A 16,698-nucleotide genomic window follows, 5' to 3' on the forward strand; every position below is an offset into this window, starting at 1 on the left:
GGGAGGTCTTGCTTCAAGCCCAGGGGGTGAAGGGCCATGTCGATCGCGTCCAGGACGCCGGACCGATCCGGCTTCACCCGCCGTTTCCTCCGTCTTGCCGGCGGCTTCTGGTCTGGGGGCTCCCGTCCGGGCGGGCGGAACTGGACCGTTTGGCTTCTCGCCGGGGCGCTGGGGCTTCTGACGGTCGGACAGGTGGTGGTTCCCATCCTGCTCAACCTGTGGAGCCAGCACCTGTTCGACGCGCTGGAGCAGCGCTCGATGGACCGCTTCCTGCTGATGATCGCGGCGGCGGGCGGGATCATCCTGTTCAACATCGCCAACACCATCCTGCATCTGCGGGTGAAGCGCCGCCTGCAGCTGGGCTGGCGCACATGGCTGACGCACAAGCTGCTGGGCGACTGGCTGACGCGCGGCCGGCAGCATCAGGTGACCTACCTGCCGGGCGACCACGACAACCCGGACGGGCGCATCGCCGAGGACATCCGCATCGCGACCGAGGCGGCCATCGACCTCGTCCTGTCGCTGTCCTACTGCGCGCTGCTGCTGATCAGCTTCACCAACATCCTGTGGCGGCTGTCCGGTGCGCCGGAGGTGACGCTGGCCGGAAGCACCTTCCACGTGCCGGGCTATCTGCTCTACATCGCCCTGGTCTACGCGGCCGTCGGGACGAGCATCGCCCTGCTGATGGGAAAGCCGCTGGTGAGAGCGGTGAACCGGCGGCAGGGGCATGAGGCGTCCTTCCGCTTCGGCCTTGCCCGCGTGCGGGAGAACGCGCAGGACGTGGCCCTCCTGCACGGCGAGTCGGGGGAACGCGACCGGCTGAGTCTGCTGTTCGGCGGGGTGCAGCGGGGCTGGAACGGCCAGACCCACGCCCTGTCCAACATGATGGTCTTCAGCGCCGCCTATTCGGTGCTGTCCGCGGTCTTTCCGATCCTCGTCGCCTCGCCCAGCTACATCGCCGGGGCCATCTCGCTCGGCGTGCTGATGCAGACGGCGCAGGCCTTCCAGCAGACGGTCGGCGCCCTGTCCTGGCCGATCGACAATTTGGCCCGCGCGGCCGAATGGAAGGCGTCGGTGGAGCGCGTGCTGGGCCTGCACGAGGCGCTCCAGCGTCTGGACCGCGAGATCGGCGGGGAGGGGACGGAGCGGATCACCGTGGAACGCAGCGAGGGCGGGGGCAGCGAGGGGGGTGACGGCCTGAGCTTCCGCGGGCTGTCCATCGCCGAGCCGGACGGGCGCCGGGTGGTGGAGCCCTTCGACCTGGAGATCCGGCCCGGCGAGCGCGTGCTGATCGTCGGCGATCCGGCGGCGGCGGTGCGGCTGTTCCGGGCGGTGGCGCGGGTCTGGCCCTGGGGTGGGGGTAGCGTCGTGCTGCCCGCCCTCTCCCGCGTGTTCTTCATGGCCGAACGGCCCTATCTGCCGCACGACACGCTGCGCGCCGCCCTGAGCTATCCCCGGGCGGCGGAGACGGTGGGCGATGCCGACGCGGCGGCGGCGCTGGAGCGGGTCGGGCTCGGCCACTTGCGACCGCGGCTGGACGAGCCCGACAGCTGGGACGAGGTTCTGGCGGTGCCGGAGCAGCAGTTGCTGGGCTTCGCCCGTTTGTTGATCCACCGCCCCGACTGGATCTTCCTGGATGACTCCACCGACAGCCTGGACCCGCGGACCGAGGAGGCGATGCTGCGCCTGATCGACGCCGAGTTCCCCGACGCCACGCTGATCACCATCGGCAGCCATCCCGGCCTGGAGCGGCATCACCGCCGCAAGCTGGTGCTCGACCGGACGGATGACACCGTTCGGGTGCGCGAGGAGCCTTGCGGGGACCGTCGGATCGCGGCGGTCGCGGAGTAGGCGGCGCCCTACCGAGGGGTGGCGGTCGCGGCCTGGAGCCGGCGCACCAGACCGGTCAGAGCGGCGCGGCGCTCCTCCTCGCTGCGTCCTGCGATCCGCATGTCCTCCTGCAGGCGCGCCGTCAACGCGGACATCTGGTCGGCGAAGCCGGCGCGGTGCTTCTCGTCGAAGAAGGGCAGAAAGACGTCGGGCACGCCGAGGCGGTGGCACAGCGCCTCGATCGGCAGGATCCGAGCGGCGCCGCGCCGGCGCTCAACATCCGCGAACCCCTGGATCAGGGCCATCTGGTCGAGGAAATAAGCCATGCTGCGCTGCCGCAACCAATGCAGGAGGACGGTGGCCGTGCGCTCCAGCACCTCCCGCATGGCGTCGCTCGGGCGCAGCACGATCAACCCGTTGCTGATGGTGTTGTAAAGATAGTCCAGGCTGTCGGGCCGATGGATGAGCACAGCCTCCTCCTCCGGCGCCATGGCGTCGACGAGGCGCTGCGGGTCGATCGACAGCAGGGCGTCGATGTCGATCATCACCAGCGGCGGGCGTCCATGAAGGTCCAGCACGTCCGGTGCCCTCAGCAGGCGTAGGCAGGTGTAGAGGGTGCGCCGGCTCGCCGGATCGAGATCGGACGGCGTTCGTTCGGTGCTGACGGTGAGGCGGCACCGCCGCAGCGTCGCGCGCAGCCCGGCGATCACCTCCGCGATGTCCGGGCCGGGGTCCGCGATGTGGATGTGCACCCGCCGCCCCGCCTCGCAGAAGGCGTCCACCGTCAGCAGAAGCGGAGCCGCGAACAGCCGCAGGTAACGGTCGTCGCAGGCCGCGAAGAGCAGGGGCCCCTCGCCCTCGGCGGCCGGTTCCGACTGGAAGCCGGCCCGGTGGGCCGCGCGCTCCTCCGGCGACACCGACCGGCAGAGGGCGTCGAACTCGTCGCCCATGGTGACGTGGCGCAGGAAGGGCAGGGCGGGAGCCAGCGCCTCCAGCATGGCCCGGCCCGCCGCCTCGCCCCCCGGTGTCCGCAGCAGCAGCGAGCCGCGCAGGAAATCGATCCAGGGCAGCAGCTCGCGATTCTCAGCCGCCGCGGCTTGGCGGAACCGTTCCAGCGCTTGGTGCGCGGCATCCGGGAGCGACGCCGCGATCCGGTCGTTCGCCACATGCATGGCGATGTAGACGGGCGCCTTCCAGAACAGATGCCCCGCCCGTGCCGCGGCCATCAGCCCGCCGGCATGGGCGGCCAGGGCGGGCAATCGGTTCCCGCGCGCGTCGAGAAGGGCGGCGTTCTCCCAAGCCGTGTGGTCCGTGGGGCGCCGAGCCGTCGTCTCCTTGTAGGCCGCCGCGGCACGGTCGGCGTCGCCTGCCGCCTGGGCGGCCTCGGCCAGATGGAAGCGGTCCTGCGCGTCGCCCGGGCGCAGCCGGACCACCCGCGCGAGGATCGCGGCGGCACGGTCCGCGCGTCCCATGGCGAGCAGGGTCAGCCCCAACCCGGAAAGCGCCGCCGGTTCCGCCGGTGCGAGCACCGCCGCCGTTTGGAACAGGATGGCGGCGGTGCCGGTTTCCCCGGCCTTCCGGAGGGTCTGGGCGAGATTGTAGGCCGCGAAAGGAGCGGCGGGACGGAGCTGGAAGGCCCGACGGTAGGCCGTCAAGGCCGCCGGAGTGACGCGTCCCGCATCCGCGGTTTCGGCGATGGCATGGGCGATCCCCTCCTGCGCAGCCCCGTCGGACGGATCGGCGATCTGGGCGGCGCGGTAGACGACCAGCGCCTCGGCATGGCGGCCGGCGGCCCGCCGCACGCCCCCCAAGGTGACGAGCGCCCCCACCCCGGGGGCCAGGGCGATGGCGCTCCGCAGCGCCGCCTCCGCGTCGTCGAAACGTCCAAGCGCCTTGAGGGCAAGCGCAAGGTTTGCGTGATAGGCGGCGACGGTGGGGCGGTTGGCGATGGCCTCGGCGATGAGAGCGGCGCCCCCGGCCGGATCGCCGGCTTGGCTTCGCAGGACCCCGAGGAGATGCAGCGCATCGGGATGGCCGGGCTGCCGCTCCAAGAGGATGCGGTACAGCGGCTCGGCTTCGGCGAGGTTGCCGGTCCGGTGCGAGGCCATCGCGTTCGCCAGAAGCGTCTCGGAGGGTATTGGCGCGCTCATGGAGACGATTCCTGTTTCGGAGAGCTGGCCTTTCTATACTGCAACGCTTATCAGGCTCAACCATCACCCGATAAGGTTATGGTACGGGGTTGCATTTCCCGCCAGGGGCGCGTTTCCTTGCGCTGTGGCGGTGCGCAAGGGCGCGAGTGCGAAGGGCAGCGGTCATGCAGGATTTTTCCGTGGGTTTCCGGCAGGCTGTCGTCTTGCATCAGCAGGGTCGCCTGGCGGAAGCGGAGGCGGCCTACCGCTCGCTGCTCCAGGCCGCGCCGGACCATCCCGACACGCTGCGGCTGTGGGGCTTGGTCGCTTTGCAGTCGGGTGCCGCTGGTGCCGCCTGCGCGCGCCTGTCCCGCGCGGTGGCGGCCAATCCCGGTTCGGCGGAGGCGCTGCATCTTCTGGGCGGCGCGTTGCGGCAGGCTGGCAACCTTGGGCCGGCGCTCGACTCCTATCGCCGCGCGACGATTCTGAGGCCCGTTTTTCCCGAGTGCCACTTCAACCACGGCAACGCCTTGGTCCAGGCGGAGCGGTCGCTGGAAGCCGCGGCGGCCTACCGGATGGCGGTCGTTCAGCAGCCGCTCGCGGCCAACAGCCGCCTCAATCTGGCGGGGGTGCTCAACCGCATTGGAGATCCCGCTGGGGCGGCCTTCCAGGCGTGGGCCGCGGTCGCTCTGGAACCCCACCGGCCGGCGATGCTGACGGCGCTCGGCCGGGCCGAGACGGGGTTGGGGAACGGCGTCGCCGCCGAGCGGGCCCATGGCCGAGCCCTTCGGTTGGACCCCCGGCAGGAACCCCTGGTCTACGAGCATGGGCTCGCCCTGTCCGAGATCGGTCGCGTCGAGGAGGCCAGCACCCGGCTGCACACTCTGATCCATTCCACCGACGCGACCGTGAGGCTGGGGGCTAAAATGGCCCTGCACCGGCTGGTGCTCCGCTGCATCGATTCCGATGACCACCGGCGGGCCGCTGCCGTCGCTCTCGATGGTTGGAGCGGGCGGGCGGGCGATGGCACCGCCATGCTGCCGATGAGGGTCCGCATCGAGTCCTCCAGCGCCTGCAACCTGCGTTGCCGTCACTGCACCACCGGCGTCGCCTACCACAGCACCGAACGCCGCCTGCTGAAGGCGGACCTGTTCGAGCGCATCGTGCAGGATCTCAAGGGAATGGAAGCGGTGGTCAGCTGCGTCATGTATCTGGGAGGGGAGCCGCTGATGAATCCCCACCTGGAAACGATGATCCGGCGTTTGAGGGACGAGACCTCGATCAACCAGATCCATTTCGTCACGAACGCCATGCTGGCAACCGAAGAGCGATGCCGCGCCCTGGCGGACTGCGGCGTGGAAAAAATCTATGTGTCGATCGACGGTCGCACGCCGGAGGAGAACGACGCCATCCGCCGGGGCTCCCACTATCCGACGGTGCGCCGGAATCTGACCCTGATGCGCCGATACCTCGAACCTGCCGGCGTGCAGTTGATCGTCTCCAACAACGTCCTGCGTCGTCCGGGGGACCCGCCGACCGCTGCGACTCCGGCCTTTCTGATCGAGGATTTCCCCGGTCTGCCGATCGCCACGAACTACGCCTATAAATGGCCGGGCTGGGCGCAGACGGAAGAGGAGGAGGCGCTGACGGTCGACGTCAACCCGGAACGGCGCCGCGGATTCTGCAGTTCGCCCTTCACGGAATCGGCGATCCGCCCCAACGGCGATGTGACGCTCTGTTGCTACGACATCTCCGGCATCGAGGTCTTGGGCAACCTGCGGCAGGACTCCTTCGCGGACATTTGGAACGGCGAACGCTACCGGGCGGTGAGGCTTGCCATGATGGCCGGTGACGAGGCGGCTCTGCCCGGCGTGTGCCGGAATTGTCCGGTCTACACGGGTGAAGAGATTCAGGAGCGGCCGGCGGACCTGCCTGCCTCCGGCGTGGCGGCGGTGTGACCGCCCAGCGCCCCGCCGACCAGCGCCGAATACCATTTGGCGGATTCCTTAGGCGTGCGTTTCTGTGTCTCGAAGTCCACATGGACGATGCCGAACCGGGTGCCGTAGCCGCCGCCCCATTCGAAGTTGTCGAGCAGAGACCACACGAAATAGCCGCGCACGTCGGCCCCATCCCTCAGCGCCCTGGCCATTTCTCCAATGCAGGCCTGCAGATAGCCCAGCCGTTCCCGGTCCATCACGACTCCCTGGGCGTCCGGGGCCTCCGGCGCCTTGGTGCCGTAGCCGTTCTCCGTCACGTAGATCGGTAGGCGGTAGCGCGCGGTGGCCTGCATCAAGGCTTCGTGGAAGGCGCTGGGCTGGAACGGCCAGCCGATGTCGGTGCGCGGCATGCCCTCCGGAGGGGCGCCGAAGCCGCAGCCCCAGACGGCGCCCGGTTCGGCTTGGGCGAAGAGGGGCGCATAGTGGTTCATGCCGAACCAGTCCAAGGGCCGACAGATCCGCGCCATGTCGCCGGCCTGAACGTAAGGTTCGATCGCGCGGGCGATGCGCGGCGGGTAGTGGCCCAGAATCTGCGCGTCGGGGAAGCACAGGTTCCACAGCTCGTCAAACAGGGCGGCCGCCTCGACATGCTCGGGCGCCGGGTTGGAAGGCCGGCAGGGCTGGAAACTGTGCACCGCCCCGATGGACGCGCCGGGTACCAGAGCCCGCAGCACGTCCACGCCGGCCCCGTGGGCGAGGTTGGTGTGGTGGATGACCTTGAGATGCTCCCCGCGGTCGGACACGCTGGGGGCGCCCCAGCCGAGCGCGTAGCCGAACAGGGTGAAGACGGAGAACTCGTTGAAGGTCGCCCAGCGCGTCACCCGGTCGCCGAACCGGCGGGCGCAGAGGACGGCATAGTCGGCGTACCAGCCGGCGCTGTCCCGGTTCGCCCAGCCGCCGAGGTCCTGCAGGCCCTGCGGCAGGTCCCAGTGGTAGAGGCACGCCCAGGGCTCGATGCCGGCCTCCAAAAGGCGGTCGATCAGGCGGTCGTAGAAGTCCAGTCCGGCCTCGTTGACCGCCCCCCGTCCGCGCGGCAGGACGCGCGGCCAGGAGATCGAGAACCGGTAGGCGCCGACCCCGATGTCCCGCATCAGCGCCACGTCCTCGGCGTAGCGGTGATAATGGTCGCAGGCAACGTCGCCGGTATCGCCGTTGTCCACCCGGCCCTTCAGACGGCAGAAGCTGTCCCAGATGCTGGGGCCCCGCCCATCCTTGGCCGCGGCTCCCTCCACCTGGAACGCCGACGTCGAGGTTCCCCACAGGAAGCCGTCAGGAAAATCGGAGGTGAGAAGGGGCATCGCTCGCCGTTCCACAGCCTTATGCTCCAAGGCAGACCGATCCATCGAACCATTCGCCCGTCATTATGCCTGTTTCCTGACCATTCCGCCAAAGGTAGTATGAACAAGAACCCTGGTTGCGGACGGAGACGGCGATGGCGGACCTGCCGAAGGATTTTGTTTGGGGCGTCTCCACCTCCGCCTATCAGATCGAGGGCGCCGCGGCGGCGGACGGGCGCGGTCCAAGCATCTGGGACACGCGCTGCCGCATGGCCGGCGGCGTGGTGAACGGCGACACCGGCGACGTCGCCTGCGACCATTACCACCGCTACGCCGAGGACGTGGCGTTGATGCGGGACATCGGGGTCGGCGCCTACCGGTTCTCCGTGGCGTGGCCGCGCGTCCTGCCGCGTGGGCGGGGGGTGGTCAACGAGGCCGGGCTGGACTTCTACGACCGCCTGATCGACCGCCTTTTGGAGGCCGGCATCGAGCCCTGGCTGTGCGTCTACCATTGGGACCTGCCGCAGGGCCTGCAGGACCTTGGCGGCTGGGCGAACCGGGACAGCGCCGGCTGGTACGCCGATTATGCGGCGTTGCTGGCGCGGCGCTACGGCGACCGGGTGAAGCGCTGGATCACCTTCAACGAATTCTCCGTCTTCACCCTGTTCGGCTACGCCATTCCCTGGGCGGCCCCCGGCATCACCGACCGCGACCAGCATCTGCGGGCCATCCACCATGTGAATCTTGCCCACGGGGCCGGCGTGGACGTGATCCGCGCCCTGGTGCCCGGCGCGTCCATTGGGGCGGTCCACAACCGACAACGGGTGCTGCCGGAGGGCGGACGGTCCGAGAACGCCGAGGCTGCCGCCCTGCTGGACGAGCATTGGAACCTGACCTTCTGCGATCCGCAGCTTCTCGGCCACTACCCGCCGCGGGTCGCCCGCGCCATCGAACCGTACGTGGAGGCCGGCGACATGGCGCGGATCTGCCGGCCCATGGACTGGTTCGGCCTGAACCATTACGGGCCGATCTTCGCCCGCGTGAATCCCGACACCACCTGGGGCTATGGCTGGGGCGACGCCCCGCCCGATTCGCCGACCTACGGTGTCGGATGGGCGGTTTTCCCCGACGCCTTCCGCGACGAACTGCTGGAAATCACCCGCCGTTATCGCATGCCCATCGTCATTACGGAAAACGGCTGCGGCGGCAGCGATTCGCCGGACGAATCGGGCGTCGTCGACGACCAGCACCGAATCAATTATCTGCGTCTCTATAACGCGTCAATGCACGAGGCGATTCGCGGCGGAGCGGACGTGCGCGGTTACTTCGTCTGGTCGCTTCTGGATAATTTCGAGTGGGGAAGCGGGTACGGCAACCGTTTCGGCATCGTCCACGTCGACTTTGAAACGCAGAAACGCACGCCGAAAGCCTCTGCCCGCTGGTACGCCGCCCTGATAAAGCGCGCGCGTTCCGCCGCCTGAGCGGGCAGCGATTTCATCACCGGAGCCTACTATTGCCATTCGACTGGGCCGCCCGTTCGCGTGTCCTGCATGAAACACATTACACATTTGCATGTTAAACCTGATGCACAGGCTTGCGCTTTGCGCATCACTTTGCCCATCCTCCGTTCTGGATCATTCGTTCTCGAAGGAAACTGACATGCAAAGCAGCGACACCGACGGTTCTGAGAATTCGGCCACCGATCTGGTCGCCATGACGGGTAAGATCGTTGCGTCTTATGTCCGCTCAAACCAGATCGCGGTGAATGATCTTCCGAACCTCATCCGGATCGTCCATCAAAGTCTGTCGGGCACGGGCCGCCCGGTGGAGCCGGAAGCGGTGGAACTGCGTCCCGCCGTGCCGGTGAAAAAGTCGGTGATGCCGGACTACATCGTCTGCCTCGAGGACGGCAAGAAGCTGAAGATGCTGAAGCGCTACCTGCGCACGGCCTACGGCATGACTCCGGACGAATACCGCCGCAAGTGGGGCCTGCCCGCGGATTATCCGATGACCGCGCCGAATTACGCGGAGCAGCGGTCCGCTTTCGCCAAGTCGATCGGTCTCGGCAAGAAAGCCGCCGCCCCGGCCAAGCCGGCCCGCCGCGGCCGCGCCAAGAACGTCGCCTGACCACGGCGTCCGCTCCGAACCGCCTCTTTCCCGGCATCCGGGGAAGGGGCGGCGGAGGGGGGAACGGAGGAGACGGCGCCGATGCGGCCTCAGCGTTGCGCGATGCGCGGCGTGGCGAGGCTGTTCAGGCTGGTGATCCATTCCGACAGGGTGACGAAGCGGCAACCGCGCGTGCGCAGCAGGCCGATGGCCCGGGGAAGCGCTTCCGCGGTCGCGTTGTAGGTGGTGTGCATCAGGACGACGCTGCCGATGGTGCCGGTGGCTTCGAGCTGCGCCATGATCTTGCCGGCGTCGCGGGTGAACCAGTCGCGCGTGTCGACGTTCCACAGCGCCGGGCTCATCTTTTCCTGCTCGACGGCGTTCAGCGTGTCGCTGTTCCAACGTCCGGCGGGCGGCCGGAACAGCACCGGGTCGGCGCCCGACTGGGCCAGGATGCGATTCGTTTCCGCGATCTGCGCGCGCTGCGCCTCGGTGTTCAGGGTGCGCATGTTCGGGTGGGTCAGGCTGTGATTGCCGACCTCGTGGCCCTCCTGAACGATGCGCTGGATGATCCGCGGGTGGCGGACGGCCACGTTGCCGATCGGGAAGAAGGTCGCCCGCACACCCTCGCTGCGCAGGATGTCGAGGATTCGCGGAGTCACCGCCGGATGCGGCCCGTCGTCGAAGGTCAGGGAGCAGAGGTTCCAGCGGCTGGCCTTCAAAGCCCCGATGTCGACCCGCGCCTCATTGCCCGGCACGATGGCGGCGATTCGTGACAGGCGGGCGGCCTGCCGCTCGATCTCCTGCATTTCCCGGCTCTGGTCCGGGCTGTAGGTGACGACGCCGTTGTGGTCGTTGTCCTCCGAGCCGGCGGCGGGCGTCGCCGGCGGTTGGTCTGGCACCGCGTCCATCACGAGGCAGCTGCCGCCGCCGCCGACGATCCGGCGGCAGACGAAGCTGGGGTCGAGGTCGGGCAGGGGCGCCGCCCGCAGAACGAAGCCGGAATCGGGGCTCTCCGGCCTTTGCAGGGCGACTCGCGGAACGAGATCGGCGACCATGTCGGGCTGGCGCCGGACCACCGCCTTCCAGGCGACCCAGGCGTCAGCCTCCGTCCGGTAGACGCCGAATTGCAGCATCTTGGCCGGTTGGCTGTCCGTCTCCTTGCGCAGCGTGGTGACGGTGGCGAGATGCGGTTGATCCGCGGCCCGGGCCTGATCGGCCAGCGGGGCTTGGACGACCGCAGCCAGCAGCCCCGCGGTCAGAAAACCGAGTGGCCTTCGCCTCCGCTTCGGTGCGGGAGCGAAGGCTTGGCCTTGAACGGCGGAACAGCGCGAACCTGACATCATGTGCGATCGACCATCAACATCGCCGCGGTGAGATCAGGTGTGGGCGATACCCCTTATGGAATAGAGCAAAATTTATCACGCCTCCATAACGATCATCGTCAAAGTGACTTTGTCACGGATTTCTCCGGCTTATTTACCATAATGCACCTTATGGGATTTGTGCGCGGCATTGGAAAAGGGCACGACGAACGCCCCGGCATACGGTTTCGTGCGTTGGCTGTCCGTCCGAACGGGTCGTCCCGGACGGCTCGTGAGTTCAGCGCCGCCGCAGGAGGGTCACGCCGTCACCCACGGGCAACATGCACAGCGCCACCCTCTCATCCTCCAGACGGGCCGCGTTGAAGGCGCGGATGGCTTCGGTCTTGTGCTTGCGGTCGCCGGGATCGGCGACTCGCCCGCGCCACAGAGTGTTGTCCACCACGATCAGGCCACCACGCCGCACCAAGCGCAGGCACCGTTCGTAATAGGCGCCGTAATTTTCCTTGTCGGCGTCGATGAAGGCGAAATCGAAGGAGTCGACCGCACCGTGCGCGGCGAGCGTGTCGAGGCTGTCGAGCGCCGGTCCGAGGCGCAGGTCGATCTTCCCCGCGACGCCGGCCTTGTCCCACGCCGCGCGGGCCTGGGCCGTCCATTGCTCGTTGATGTCGAGACTGACCACCCGGCCATCCTCCGGCAGGGCCAGCGCCACCGTCAGCGCGCTGTATCCGGTGAAGGTTCCGATGTCCAAGGTGCGGCGGGCACCGATCATTTCGACCAGGAAGGCCAGGAGTTGGCCTTCCTCCGGCGCGATCTGGTAATGGGCCTCGGTCATCTTGGCCGTCTCGGCGCGCAGTGACGCCTGGATGGGCGTCTCGCGCAGGGAAGCGTCGAGCATGTACTGATAAATGGCCTCGGGCATGAAGATCGACTGCACGGTCAAGGAATCCGCTCCCTCTTCTGGCCGCCCGGCTCATGCGGGCATCGGTTCACATGTGGGAAGCGCGGCGCTGTTCGAAAGGTCGCCCGGCGATTCCGAGGGCGCGTCGCTTCCCAACCTATCGGCCCAAATCAGTTGGCCCAAATCAGTCGGCAGCGTGGAGCCGTGGCTCACATCCACCGTGGGCGCTCGGGGAACCGGTTGCCTCTGCACAATCGGAACGTGTGAATCGGCGCGTCGGATGGAACCGTGTCGATGTCTTCATGTTGTTGCACGGTCAGCAGCAGGAGAACAATGCGATGAGAAAGCTCCTTTCCGCAACGGCGGTCGCGCTCGTCATGGTCATGGTCATGGCCACGGCCGCGCCCACGCTCGCCCAGCAGAGCGCCGCCATCGCCAACCCGGCCAACGCCTATCGGGAGGTGAAGGACGACAACGTCATGGTGCCGTCCCTCAAGCGGACGGTCGGGCAACTGGACGACATGGACGTCATGGGGCCGGACGGCACGAAGGTCGGCGAGGTGGAGGAGGTGCTGATGGACGCCTCCGGCCAACCGGTCGCCGTGGTGGTGGACGTGGAGCACGGCGTTGGCATCGGCGACAAGGAGGTGATCGTCGGGCTGGACCAGCTTCGCGACGATGGGCGCACCCTGACGACCAATTTGACGAACGCGCAACTCGGCACCCTGCCGATCTGGGACGATTGAGGCTGAGCCGGCCCGGACGCAGGCTGCCGTTCCCCCCACCCTCCCCTTCTCCGCGCTGTTTCGCAGCGCGGAGAAGGATCGATGACGCCCCTTCGCCGAAGTCCTTTACTGCGGCGCCATGCGGATGGCGCCGTCGAGCCGGATCACCTCGCCGTTCAACATTTCATTTTCAAGGATGTGCTGGACAAGCCGGGCGTATTCGGAGGGCTGGCCGAAGCGCTTCGGGAAGGGAACCGTGGCGGCGAGGCTGTCCTGGACTTCCTGCGGCATGTTCAGCAGCATCGGCGTCCCGATCAGACCCGGGGCGATGGTCATTACGCGCACGGCGCTGCGCGCCAGATCGCGGGCGGCGCAGATGGTCAGGGCGACGACGCCGCCCTTCGACGAGGCGTAGGCGGCCTGCCCGATCTGCCCTTCATAGGCGGCGACGGAGGCGGTGTTGACGATCACCCCGCGCTCTCCCGATTCCAGCGGATCGAGCGTGCCCATGTCCGCGGCGGCGAGGCGCAGCATGTTGAAGGTGCCGATCAGGTTGACCTCGATCACCTTGCGGAAGTCGTCCAGCGCCATCGGGCCATCGCGCCCGACGATCCGCTTGGCCGGGGCGACGCCCGCGCAGTTGACCGCGATGCGGGCCGGACCATGGGCCGCGCGGGCCTCGGCCACGGCCTTTTCCGCCGATTCCGCGCTCGACACGTCGCACAGCAGGCCCAGCCCGCCGATCTCCTCGGCCACCTGCTTGACCGCCGCCTCGTTCATGTCGAGCACGGTGACCTTGGCGCCCAGCTTCGCCAGATGGCGCGCGGTTTCCGCCCCCATGCCGGAGGCGCCACCGGTGACGATGGCGGCCTGACCGTTGATCTGCATCGCGCTCTCTCCCTGATATCGTTTTGCTGCCGTTTAAGTTTTACATCCCGCCGGGATAGTTCGGTCCGCCGCCGCCCTCGGGAACGACCCAGTTGATGTTCTGGGTGGGGTCCTTGATGTCGCAGGTCTTGCAGTGCACGCAGTTCTGCGCGTTGATCTGCAGCCGCGGGTCGCTGCCGTCCTCCGCCCGCACGATCTCGTACACGCCCGCCGGGCAGTAGCGCGTCTCCGGCGCGTCGTAGAGCGCCAGATTGACCGCGATCGGCACCGACGCGTCCTTCAGCGTCAGGTGCGCCGGCTGGTCCTCCTCGTGGTTGGTGTTCGACAGGTACACCGACGACAGACGGTCGAACGACACCACCCCGTCCGGCTTGGGATAGGCGATCTTCGGCATCTCCGACGCCTTTTTCAGCGTCTCGTGGTCGCCGTGGCGGTGGTGCAGCGTCCACGGCGACTTGCCCTTGGTCGCCGTCTCGTAGGCCGCGTTGGCCAGACCCGCCCACAGCCCCTTCTGGAAGCCGGGGCGGATGTTGCGCACCGCGTGAAGCTCCGACCACACCCACGACGCCTTCAGCTTTTCCGGATAGGCCACCGCCTCGCGCGCCGGCCCATCGGAGTTGGCGTCGGCCGACAGCAGCTCGAACACCGCCTCGGCCGCCAGCATGCCCGACTTCATCGCGGTGTGGTTGCCCTTGATCTTGGGCACGTTGAGGAAGCCCGCCGCGTCGCCGACGATGACGCCGCCGGGGAAGGTCAGCTTGGGGATCGACTGGAAGCCACCCTCCGACAGCGCGCGGGCGCCGTAGGCGATGCGCCGCCCGCCCTCGAAGGTCGGGCGGATCGCCGGGTGGGTCTTGTAGCGCTGGAACTCCTCGAAGGGCGAGAGGTGCGGGTTTTCGTAGTCGAGCCCGACCACGAAGCCGACCGACACCAGGTTGCCCTCCATGTGGTAGAGCCAGGAGCCGCCATAGGTCTTGGGGTCCATCGGCCAGCCGATGGTGTGGACGATCAGGCCGGGCTGCGACTTGGCGGGATCGACCTCCCACAGCTCCTTGATGCCGATGCCGTAGGTCTGCGGGTCGGCGTCGCGGCGCAGGTCGAAGCGCTCGAACAGCGTCTTGGTCAGCGAGCCGCGGCAGCCCTCGGCGAAGATGGTCTGTTTGGCGTGCAGCTCCATGCCCGGCGTGTAGTTGGCGGTCTTCTCACCGTCCTTGCCGATGCCCATGTCGCCGGTGGCGACACCCTTGACCGCACCCGTGTCGTCGTAGAGCACCTCCGCCGCGGCGAAGCCGGGGTAGATCTCCACCCCCAGCTCCTCGGCCTGGGCGGCCATCCAGCGGGCGAGGTTGCCGAGGCTGATGATGTAGTTGCCGTGATTGTGCATCTGCGGCGGGGCGAAGGGTGATTTCAGCGCCTTGGTCTCGGTGAGGTAGAGGAAGCGGTCCTCACGCGCCGGGGTGGTCAGGGGCGCGCCCTTGTCCTTCCAGTCGGGGATCAGCTCGTCGAGCGCGTGCGGCTCGAACACCGCGCCGGAGAGCAGGTGGGCGCCGACTTCCGAGCCCTTCTCCACGACGCAGACCGAGAGCTCCTGCCCCGCATCAACGGCGAGCTGTTTCAGGCGGATGGCCGCGCTCAGGCCCGACGGGCCGGCCCCGACGACAAGGACGTCGTACTCCATCACCTCGCGCGGGTCGCGAGCCATCTCGTCAGCCATTTCTTCTTCTTTCCTTGCTTCGTGCGAACAACGTTTCGGGCGAACACACTCAGTGCGACAACAGAACGGGAAGGGTCATCTGGCGCAGGATCTGGCGGGTGTTGCTGCCCCGCCCGAACAGCGGGAACAGCGAGCCGCCATAGCCGCCGAAGCCGCCCATCACCAAAAGATCGGCGCCGTGGTCCGAGGCGCGCGACAGCACGGCGTCCATGGGGGTCATGCTGGTGATGGTCATGCGTTCCTGCGTGGCCGTCACGCCATGGCTCGCCAGATGCTCCAGGATGTCGACCTGCGGGACGTTGCCGCCCCCCTCCGCCCGCGGCTGGGTGTGGAAGGCGAGCAGAAGCACGGAACTCGCCTGCTTCAGCAGCGGCAGCGCGTCGTTGACGGCGCGCGCGGCTTCGCGGCTGCCGTTCCAGGCGATGACCGGACGGTCGGCGAGCTGCGGATAGGTCCCGGCGTGCGGCACGACCAGGATCGGGCGCCCGGCGTTCAGCACCACCTCTTCGATCAGGTCCGCCGGAACACGGCTGTCCTCCGGGTCGTGCTGGCCGAAGACGGCGAGGTCCACGTAGCGCGAGCAGATCACCGTCTCGGCGATCACATGGCCGTACTCACCGTGGCTGAGCTGCCACCAGCGCGTCGTCACCCCGGCCTCGCGGGCCTTCTCCTCGAACAGGTCACGCGCGCGCTGCGCCGCCTGGGTCAAGGCCGGGCCGGCCTTGCGCGTGACGATGCCGGCGCCGGAGCTGTCGCTCTGGGCGAACAGGCCGGTCAGCGTGGCGCCATGCTTCTGCGCGAGGGTCAGGGCGACGGTCAGCCGCTCCCCGCAGCGGTCGCTGTCGTCCACATGCACCAGCAGGTTCGTGAAGCTCATGGCGCCCTTCCCTTCCCTCTTTCCCGTGTTTTACGCACATCCCCGCGCGCGGGCGACCTTCGAGGCGGTCGGTCGGCCGATGGCATCGCTGATATAAGCGCCAGCCGCCACCAGCCGGTCGAGGTCCACCCCCGTCCCGATCCCCAGCCCGTTCAGCATGTAGAGCACGTCCTCGCTCGCCACGTTGCCGGACGCCCCCTTGGCGTAGGGGCAGCCGCCGAGCCCGGCGACCGAGCTGTCCACCACCGCCACGCCCATCTCCAGCGTCGCCAGGATGTTGGCGAGGGCCTGGCCGTAGGTGTCGTGGAAATGCACCGCCAAGCGCTCCATCGGCACGCGCTCCGCCACCGCCGCGATCATCGCCTGAGCCTTGGCCGGGGTGCCGGTGCCGATGGTGTCGCCGAGCGAGACCTCGTAGCAGCCCATGGCGAGCAGCCGCCCCGCCACCTCGGCCACCGCCGCCGGGGCGATCTCCCCTTCGTAGGGGCAACCGAGCACGCAGGAGACGTAGCCGCGCACCGGCACCCCCTGGGCCTTCGCCTGCTCCAGCACCGGGACGAAGCGGTCCAGGCTCTCGGCGATGGAGCAGTTGATGTTCTTCCGGCTGAAGCTCTCCGACGCGGCGGCGAAGACTGCGACCTCGTCGGCGCGGGCGGCGAGCGCGCCCTCAAGCCCCTTGGCGTTCGGGGTGAGGGCGACGTAGCGCACCCCCTCCTTGCGCCGGATGCCGGCGAAGACGTCCGGCGTGTCGGCCATCTGCGGGACCCATTTGGGCGACACGAAGCTGCCGGCCTCGATGGCGGTCAGCCCGGCGTCGGCTAGCCGGTCGACCAGACCGATCTTCACCGCCGTCGGGACGATCTGCTTTTCGTTCTGGAGGCCGTCGCGCGGGCCGACCTCCACCATGCGGACGCTTTTCGGCAGGCGCATGC

General features: G+C 68.3%; 13 protein-coding genes. 5 read left to right on the forward strand and 8 right to left on the reverse strand.

Annotated elements, in window-relative coordinates; all coding sequences use genetic code 11:
• Window positions 1-36: 36 nt before the first annotated feature.
• The gene (locus ABVN73_RS22710; protein WP_353860866.1) at window positions 37-1,851 is read left to right on the forward strand and encodes an ABC transporter ATP-binding protein/permease; all 1,815 of its coding nucleotides are present in this window, start codon (window positions 37-39) and stop codon (window positions 1,849-1,851) included.
• Window positions 1,852-1,859: 8 nt separating this feature from the next.
• On the opposite strand, the gene ABVN73_RS22715 is transcribed toward ABVN73_RS22710, so the two are convergent.
• Window positions 1,860-3,980, reverse strand: coding sequence for a tetratricopeptide repeat protein (locus tag ABVN73_RS22715; protein WP_353860867.1), 2,121 nt, complete (start codon window positions 3,978-3,980; stop codon window positions 1,860-1,862).
• Between the two features lie 164 nt (window positions 3,981-4,144).
• On the opposite strand from ABVN73_RS22715, the gene ABVN73_RS22720 reads away from it, so the two are divergent.
• Complete coding sequence (locus tag ABVN73_RS22720; protein ID WP_353860868.1) at window positions 4,145-5,917, forward strand: radical SAM protein; 1,773 nt, start codon at window positions 4,145-4,147, stop codon at window positions 5,915-5,917.
• Here the strand turns inward: ABVN73_RS22720 and ABVN73_RS22725 are convergent.
• Complete coding sequence (locus tag ABVN73_RS22725; RefSeq protein ID WP_353860869.1) at window positions 5,869-7,254, reverse strand: GH1 family beta-glucosidase; 1,386 nt, start codon at window positions 7,252-7,254, stop codon at window positions 5,869-5,871. The two genes, ABVN73_RS22720 and ABVN73_RS22725, sit on opposite strands and share 49 nt — an antisense overlap.
• Window positions 7,255-7,388: 134 nt before the next feature.
• Between ABVN73_RS22725 and ABVN73_RS22730 the strand changes: the two genes are divergently transcribed.
• Entirely contained in the window at window positions 7,389-8,714 is a 1,326-nt protein-coding gene (locus ABVN73_RS22730) for a GH1 family beta-glucosidase (RefSeq protein ID WP_353860870.1), read from the forward strand.
• A 178-nt stretch (window positions 8,715-8,892) separates the two neighbouring features.
• Entirely contained in the window at window positions 8,893-9,360 is a 468-nt protein-coding gene (locus ABVN73_RS22735; RefSeq protein WP_051658475.1) for a MucR family transcriptional regulator, read from the forward strand.
• Between the two features lie 89 nt (window positions 9,361-9,449).
• On the opposite strand, the gene ABVN73_RS22740 is transcribed toward ABVN73_RS22735, so the two are convergent.
• Window positions 9,450-10,685, reverse strand: coding sequence for a polysaccharide deacetylase family protein (locus ABVN73_RS22740; RefSeq protein WP_353860871.1), 1,236 nt, complete (start codon window positions 10,683-10,685; stop codon window positions 9,450-9,452).
• A 256-nt stretch (window positions 10,686-10,941) separates the two neighbouring features.
• Window positions 10,942-11,604: a class I SAM-dependent methyltransferase gene (locus ABVN73_RS22745; RefSeq protein ID WP_353860872.1), complete on the reverse strand. Its 663-nt coding sequence runs from the start codon at window positions 11,602-11,604 to the stop codon at window positions 10,942-10,944.
• Between the two features lie 296 nt (window positions 11,605-11,900).
• On the opposite strand from ABVN73_RS22745, the gene ABVN73_RS22750 reads away from it, so the two are divergent.
• Complete coding sequence (locus tag ABVN73_RS22750; RefSeq protein WP_353860873.1) at window positions 11,901-12,308, forward strand: PRC-barrel domain-containing protein; 408 nt, start codon at window positions 11,901-11,903, stop codon at window positions 12,306-12,308.
• 105 nt (window positions 12,309-12,413) lie between these two features.
• Here ABVN73_RS22750 and ABVN73_RS22755 read toward each other — a convergent pair whose 3' ends face one another.
• The 4 genes from ABVN73_RS22755 to ABVN73_RS22770 form a co-directional block, all read right to left on the reverse strand.
• Window positions 12,414-13,175 carry an SDR family NAD(P)-dependent oxidoreductase gene (locus ABVN73_RS22755; RefSeq protein WP_353860874.1) on the reverse strand — a complete coding sequence of 254 codons (762 nt, stop codon included), beginning with the start codon at window positions 13,173-13,175 and terminating at the stop codon, window positions 12,414-12,416.
• A gap of 40 nt (window positions 13,176-13,215) precedes the next feature.
• Window positions 13,216-14,877, reverse strand: a complete 1,662-nt coding sequence (locus tag ABVN73_RS22760; RefSeq protein WP_353861429.1) for an electron transfer flavoprotein-ubiquinone oxidoreductase — start codon at window positions 14,875-14,877, stop codon at window positions 13,216-13,218.
• A gap of 61 nt (window positions 14,878-14,938) precedes the next feature.
• Complete coding sequence (locus tag ABVN73_RS22765) at window positions 14,939-15,766, reverse strand: universal stress protein (protein WP_353860875.1); 828 nt, start codon at window positions 15,764-15,766, stop codon at window positions 14,939-14,941.
• A 30-nt stretch (window positions 15,767-15,796) separates the two neighbouring features.
• The gene (locus ABVN73_RS22770) at window positions 15,797-16,696 is read right to left on the reverse strand and encodes a hydroxymethylglutaryl-CoA lyase (protein ID WP_353860876.1); all 900 of its coding nucleotides are present in this window, start codon (window positions 16,694-16,696) and stop codon (window positions 15,797-15,799) included.
• Window positions 16,697-16,698: the final 2 nt, after the last annotated feature.

This window comes from Azospirillum formosense, assembly GCF_040500525.1.
Lineage (GTDB): Bacteria > Pseudomonadota > Alphaproteobacteria > Azospirillales > Azospirillaceae > Azospirillum > Azospirillum formosense_A.

What these genes read in the sequence shown, in the direction of transcription:
- ABVN73_RS22750 (WP_353860873.1), top strand. Translation starts at nt 11,901, where the DNA reads ATGAGAAAGCTCCTTTCCGCAACGGCGGTCGCGCTCGTCATGGTCATG.
- ABVN73_RS22740 (WP_353860871.1), bottom strand. Translation starts at nt 10,685, where the DNA reads ATGATGTCAGGTTCGCGCTGTTCCGCCGTTCAAGGCCAAGCCTTCGCT.
- ABVN73_RS22770 (WP_353860876.1), bottom strand. Translation starts at nt 16,696, where the DNA reads ATGCGCCTGCCGAAAAGCGTCCGCATGGTGGAGGTCGGCCCGCGCGAC.
- ABVN73_RS22725 (WP_353860869.1), bottom strand. Translation starts at nt 7,254, where the DNA reads ATGCCCCTTCTCACCTCCGATTTTCCTGACGGCTTCCTGTGGGGAACC.
- ABVN73_RS22710 (WP_353860866.1), top strand. Translation starts at nt 37, where the DNA reads ATGTCGATCGCGTCCAGGACGCCGGACCGATCCGGCTTCACCCGCCGT.
- ABVN73_RS22735 (WP_051658475.1), top strand. Translation starts at nt 8,893, where the DNA reads ATGCAAAGCAGCGACACCGACGGTTCTGAGAATTCGGCCACCGATCTG.
- ABVN73_RS22720 (WP_353860868.1), top strand. Translation starts at nt 4,145, where the DNA reads ATGCAGGATTTTTCCGTGGGTTTCCGGCAGGCTGTCGTCTTGCATCAG.
- ABVN73_RS22715 (WP_353860867.1), bottom strand. Translation starts at nt 3,980, where the DNA reads ATGAGCGCGCCAATACCCTCCGAGACGCTTCTGGCGAACGCGATGGCC.
- ABVN73_RS22755 (WP_353860874.1), bottom strand. Translation starts at nt 13,175, where the DNA reads ATGCAGATCAACGGTCAGGCCGCCATCGTCACCGGTGGCGCCTCCGGC.
- ABVN73_RS22730 (WP_353860870.1), top strand. Translation starts at nt 7,389, where the DNA reads ATGGCGGACCTGCCGAAGGATTTTGTTTGGGGCGTCTCCACCTCCGCC.
- ABVN73_RS22765 (WP_353860875.1), bottom strand. Translation starts at nt 15,766, where the DNA reads ATGAGCTTCACGAACCTGCTGGTGCATGTGGACGACAGCGACCGCTGC.
- ABVN73_RS22760 (WP_353861429.1), bottom strand. Translation starts at nt 14,877, where the DNA reads ATGGCTCGCGACCCGCGCGAGGTGATGGAGTACGACGTCCTTGTCGTC.